The sequence below is a fragment of the Streptacidiphilus anmyonensis genome, from assembly GCF_000787855.1.
Lineage (GTDB): Bacteria > Actinomycetota > Actinomycetes > Streptomycetales > Streptomycetaceae > Streptacidiphilus > Streptacidiphilus anmyonensis.
In genome coordinates, this window is the sequence record NZ_BBPQ01000021.1 from 105,992 (window position 1) to 109,890 (window position 3,899).

General features: G+C 73.8%; 4 protein-coding genes and 1 pseudogene. 4 read left to right on the plus strand and 1 reads right to left on the minus strand.

Annotation, left to right across the window (positions count from 1 at the left end; genetic code table 11):
• Positions 1–236 precede the first annotated feature (236 nt).
• The 3 genes and pseudogenes from TR50_RS20100 to TR50_RS20110 all read left to right on the plus strand — a co-directional run bounded on the left by TR50_RS20100 (position 237) and on the right by TR50_RS20110 (position 3,077).
• Positions 237–1,142 (plus strand): NADP-dependent oxidoreductase, encoded by a 906-nt coding sequence (locus tag TR50_RS20100; RefSeq protein ID WP_042423034.1) that lies wholly within the window; start codon positions 237–239, stop codon positions 1,140–1,142.
• A 120-nt stretch (positions 1,143–1,262) separates the two neighbouring features.
• Positions 1,263–1,895, plus strand: a pseudogene (locus tag TR50_RS20105) (phosphoribosyltransferase); the annotation flags it as partial.
• 207 nt (positions 1,896–2,102) lie between these two features.
• Entirely contained in the window at positions 2,103–3,077 is a 975-nt protein-coding gene (locus TR50_RS20110) for a DUF3048 domain-containing protein (protein ID WP_052441129.1), read from the plus strand.
• Between the two features lie 51 nt (positions 3,078–3,128).
• On the opposite strand, the gene TR50_RS20115 is transcribed toward TR50_RS20110, so the two are convergent.
• Entirely contained in the window at positions 3,129–3,386 is a 258-nt protein-coding gene (locus tag TR50_RS20115; protein ID WP_042423040.1) for a dsRBD fold-containing protein, read from the minus strand.
• 132 nt (positions 3,387–3,518) lie between these two features.
• On the opposite strand from TR50_RS20115, the gene TR50_RS20120 reads away from it, so the two are divergent.
• Positions 3,519–3,899 (plus strand): ADP-ribosylglycohydrolase family protein (locus tag TR50_RS20120; RefSeq protein ID WP_042423043.1); only part of this gene is annotated, 381 nt, incomplete at its 3' end.

Below are 3,899 nucleotides of genomic sequence, written 5' to 3' on the forward strand. Positions count from 1 at the left end.
GTTCAACACCCCGGACGCGGCCACCTTCTACGGCGGCGACCACCGCGGCTACACCGACTACCCCACCTTGGACGTCTGACCGGCGAGCCCGCCGGTGCGGCCGTCGCCGTGACCGCACAGTGGGTCGAGGGCGTGCGGCGCCCTCCCGGCAACGCCCTTCCCGCTGTGCCTCTTTCGATCCCCCCTTGCTCCGCAGTTCCTCCGTTTTCGATCCCGTCTTCCGTCAGGAGTCCCCGATGTCCACAGCGATCACCTTCTCCGAGTACGGCCCCGCCGACGTGTTGCGGCTGACCGAGGTCACGCCGCCGGATCCGGGCCCGGGCCAGGTCCGGATCAAGGTCGAGGCCGCCTCCGTGAACCCGCTCGACATCAAGATCCGCTCCGGCCTGATGGCCAAGGTCGCCCCCGCGCACTTCCCGGTCGTCCCCGGCCTGGACGCGGCCGGCGTCGTCGACGCCGTCGGCGAGGGGGCCGACGCGGCCGTGGGGGACGCCGTCCTCGGAGCGACGGTCGGCGGCAGCTACAGCGAGTACGCCCTGCTGGAACGTCCGGTGGCCAAGCCGGAGGCGCTGTCGTGGGAGGTCGCCGCCTCGCTGGTCACCGTCGGCCGGACCTCGCACCGGGTTCTCGGGCAGTTGGGCGTGGAGGCGGGCTCGACCCTGCTCGTGCACGGCGCGGCCGGCAGCGTGGGCTTCGTCGCGGTGCAGTTGGCCGTCGCCCGCGGCATCACGGTCGTTGGCACGGTCGGCGAGAAGGACATCGAGCGCGTCACCGCGCTCGGCGCCACCGCCGTCCGCTACGGCGACGGCTGGGCGGACCGGGTGCGCGCCGCCGCGCCCCAGGGGGTCGACTTCGTGCTCGACGCCTCCGGCGCCGGCGTGCTCGCCGACTCCGTCGCCCTGACCGGTGACACGGCGAAGGTCATCACCATCGCCGACATGTCCGCCCAGCAGCACGGCGTGCGCTTCAGCGCCGGCACCACCGAGCAGGGCGAGGACGCCCTGCCGGAGCTGGTGCGGCTGGCCGCCGGTGGAAGGCTTGTTGTGCCGGTCTGGCGCACCTACCCCCTGGCCGAGGCCGCGCAGGCCCAGGCCGACCTGGAAGCCCACCGCAACCAGGGCAAGGCCGTCCTCCTGCCCTGACCCCGGGGTCCGCGCGTGCTGCCGCTGCGCCGACGCTCGCGGACCCGGTTCGGGTGCCCGGATCTCGCGCTCGGCTCCTACGCTGGTAGGGAGGGAAGCGAGCCGACCCGGAGCGGCGTCATGGTCTTCACGGATCGCCGGCAGGCGGGGAGCAGGCTAGCCGCGCGCCTGGACCACCTGCGGGGCGAGGACGTGGTCGTGCTCGGCCTGCCGCGCGGCGGCGTGCCCGTCGCGGCGGAGGTGGCCGCGCGTCTGGAGGCCCCGCTCGACGTCGTCGTGGTGCGCAAGCTCGGTGTTCCCTACCAGCCCGAGCTCGGCATGGGCGCGATCGGCGAGGGCGGGGTGCGGGTCCTCAACGACGAGGTGATCCGCATGGCCGGGACCAGCGAGGAGGCGCTTCGCCGCGTCGAGCGCGAGGAGCGCTCGGAGTTGGAGCGCCGGGTGCGCCGCTACCGCGGCGAGCGGCCGCCGGTCGACGTCGCGGGGCGGACCGCGGTCATCGTCGACGACGGCGTCGCCACCGGCTCGACCGCCCAGGCCGCCTGCCGGATCGTCCGCGCCCAAGGCGCGGCGCGCATCGTCCTCGCCGTGCCCGTCGCCCCGCCCGGGACCGGCCCGGCCTTCCGCGGCCTGGCCGACGAGGTGGTCGTCGTCGACACCCCGCCGTGGTTCGCGGCGATCGGCCAGTTCTACGACGACTTCACGCAGACGTCCGACGCCGAGGTGCTGGACTGCCTGGAGCGCGCCGCCTCCCGATGAGGCCGCCTCCTGACGAGTTGTGCCGCCCGGCTTTTCCCGAGGACGCGACAGGCGCATGGTGGTGGGATACGCCTGTTCGCGATCCGAGGATGGTGAGCGCAGATGGCGGACGAACAGAGCCGGAACACGGGGGCGAGTCCGGACGGCAGACCACCAGGGGGCGGACGGCCAGGCCTGAGCCGCAGGGCCAGGATCGCGGCGGTGGTGACCGGGGCCGCCGTCGTCGGAGCGGGGATCTGGTTCGCGGTGGCCGGGGGAGGCGGCAGCCCCGCACCGCCGCCGTCCGCGTCGCCCTCGCCGACCCACTCGCCGACTCCGCCGCCCCCCTCCCCGACACCCGTGGTGAACCCGCTGACCGGCCAAGGCCCGGGCGGGCACGTGCTCGCCGTGAAGATCGACAACGTCGGCGACGCGCAGTTCCAGCAGTCCGGCCTCAACTCGGCCGACCTCGTCTACGTGATCCAGGTCGAGGGCGGCCTCAGCCGCTACCTCGTCGTCTTCGACAGCAGCCACGCCCCGGCCAGGGTCGGTCCCGTCCGCAGCGCCCGCCAGACCGACATCCCGCTGCTCGCGCCCTACGGACGCGTCGGCTTCGCCTACTCCGGCTCGATATCCGGTCTGAAGCCCGACCTGGCCGCCGCCAACCTGCAGCTGATCAACCCGATCCAGCACAGCAACCTGTTCAGCAACGGCGGCAGCGCGCCCACGTACATCCGCCCCGGCCAGATCTTCTCGACCTTCCCGAACCTCGCCCAGACCAAGGACGTCGGCTTCCGCTTCGGCCCCGAACCCGCGGGCGGCGCGGGCGCGTCCTCGGTCCGCGCGAAGATGCCGGCGGCGGCCTTCACCTTCACCGCGTCCGGCGCCAAGTGGCTGGTCTCGGTGGACGGGCACGCCGTCTCCACGATCGACGCCGGACAGGCCAACGCCGACAACGTCATCATCCAGCACGTCCACGTCGTGCCCGGCAAGTACACCGACCACAACGCAGGACACGCCGACAACGAGGTCTTCTCCCAGACCACGGGCCAGGGCGGCGCCGACTTCTACCGCGACGGCAAGGTCTGGCACGGCCAGTGGTCCAAGCCGAACGACAACGCGCCCACCAGCTACACCGTGGGCGGCAAGCCCATGAACCTCGCCCCCGGCCGCACCTGGATCGTCCTCGAGGGCTGACCGGGCCGACGCCCGGACCAGTCCGTCACCGGGCGGCCGGACCGGCGAGCGTCACCGGGCGGCCGGACCGGCGAGGTAGGCGAAGTCGTGCGAGGCCATGTCGTGCAGCCGCTGGGCCAGGTCCTCCAGCGCGCGGCTGACGGCGAGCTCGTCGCCGATGTCCGGCACCGAGCGGTCGGCGGGATTGCGCCGCGCCACCCCGCGCCCGGTCGCCATCGGCGCCCCCGCGTCAGTCATCACGGCCCGCGCCTCGGTGCGGACGTCGTCCTCGTCGATCGTCACGGCGACGGTCCAGTGCTTGGTCTTCATGCGATCACCCGTTCCTGCCTCTCCCACCAGTGGGCCACGCCCGCACCCAGCCGTCCACTCCGGGGGAGCCGGGGGCCGGGTCGGGTCGTAACTCCGGTGCGGTCGGGGGGCTGTGGCTGCCAGCATGGCCGCATGACCACTCCGCCGAGCCCGAACCGGACCCCGACCCCGAGCCCGAACCCGACCGCGATGCCGGTTCCGTTCCCCGTGCCCGTCGCCGCGCGCGACTCGCTGGAGGGTCTGGCGCTCGGCGACGCCTTCGGGGAGCGCTGGTTCCACCCCTTCCGCTCGCCGCAGGAGGCCGCCGGGCAGATCAGGGACCGGATCGCCCCGCCGGAGTCGCCCTGGCACTGGACCGACGACACCGCGATGGGGCTCGCGCTGCTGCGGGTGCTGGTCGTCCACGACGCCGTGCACCAGGAGGATCTCGCGCTGTGCTTCGGCGCGACCTTCCGCGCCGATCCGGCGCGGGGGTACGGCCGCGGGATGTGCGTGCTGCTCCCGGTCCTGGCG

Coding starts and splice junctions, on each gene's coding strand:
- TR50_RS20115 (WP_042423040.1), bottom strand. CDS start 3,386: ATGAAGACCAAGCACTGGACCGTCGCCGTGACGATCGACGAGGACGAC.
- TR50_RS20100 (WP_042423034.1), top strand. CDS start 237: ATGTCCACAGCGATCACCTTCTCCGAGTACGGCCCCGCCGACGTGTTG.